The 1,210-nt window shown below is 57.5% G+C and carries 1 pseudogene; it reads left to right on the top strand.

Annotated features, from left to right (window positions below):
• Positions 1-702 precede the first annotated feature (702 nt).
• Positions 703-1,151, top strand: a pseudogene (locus IE243_RS24120) (IS5 family transposase); the annotation flags it as partial.
• Positions 1,152-1,210: the final 59 nt, after the last annotated feature.

Genomic DNA, 1,210 nt, shown 5'->3' with positions numbered 1-1,210 from the left:
AAGCCCCAATAAATAAATTGGCTCAATACCGCAAACGTTGTGTGTCCAATAGGACACACAACGTTTGCTAGGTGCCTTCGCACCTTATTTCGGTCTCCTGACGGCCACCAAATCCCATGCTCCGCAACGGTTTTTCTCCCGGTCGCAGCCCTTCGGCTCGACGTGAGGCAAAACACTAGGGGATTTAGGACTAGGCCTGGAGACAATTATTCACACTTTTCGACCCAATCGTTTCTGACTGGAAGCCTGCCTGCGCAGTTCCCACTCCAGAAACATTTTTCACACTTCACGTGATGAAAAACTCGGGACCGAAAATCGCTGGGCCAGCGGCCCAGCTCCATGTGAATATCGGCCGCTTCCGGCCGCTACTTTTCACGCACCGCAGAGCGTTGCGCACCCGCAAAGATCGACGCATGGATCGCGAGTTCAAACCAATAGACGGATCTTCCGATTCACACTTTACCAGTGTCGATCCTCGTCTGCTGGATCCGCAGCCCAACGAACAAGGCACGGAAATACGGGCGATTATTCCCACATAATTCCCCACGAAATCGAAGGAGCTCGGCATGCAGCGCTGAGGTCTGGCTCCCCCGGGGGCCATTCACACTTAACACCGCTTCACTCGAGCTAGGCCGTGTTGACAAAAGGGACTCCCAAATCGTGCTGTGACGGATTGAAGGCTTCCTTTCAGAGGAGGCTGCTTTGGCTCGGGGCGATCTGACGGACGATGAATGGGCATTGGTTGGGGCGCTGCTGCCGGCAGAGCGTGGTCGATGGTCCAGACCCGCGCAGGACAATCGCCGCTTTCTGAACGGGATGCTCTATGTGCTGCGGGTTGGCTGTCCGTGGCGCGACATGCATGAACGGTACGGCAAGTGGAACTCGGTATAGGTCCGGTTCCGGCGCTGGGCCGGGCAAGGGATCTGGGACGCCTTGCTCGAAACGCTGGTCGAGCTTGGGCTCACCGACGACTGGCAGCACATGATCGACAGCACTATAGTGCGCGGCCATTCTCAGACCGCGGGCGCTAAAGGGGGACTTATAAGGAGGGCTTTGGTCGAAGCCGCGGCGGCTTTACGAGCAAAATCCACGCCCGCACAGACGGTCAGGGACGTCCTCTTGGCTTTGTCCTCACCGGCGGCGAAGTTTCCGGTAAGCGCTGTGCCGCTCACACCTTGCGTTGATGGCTCCACGGCAGGAGGCTGTCGAT

Source organism: Camelimonas fluminis, from assembly GCF_014656355.1.
GTDB classification, from domain to species: Bacteria; Pseudomonadota; Alphaproteobacteria; order Rhizobiales; family Beijerinckiaceae; genus Camelimonas; species Camelimonas fluminis.
The sequence above is the reverse complement of the archived record's forward strand: the minus strand, read 5'-3'. Positions and strand labels throughout refer to the sequence as shown.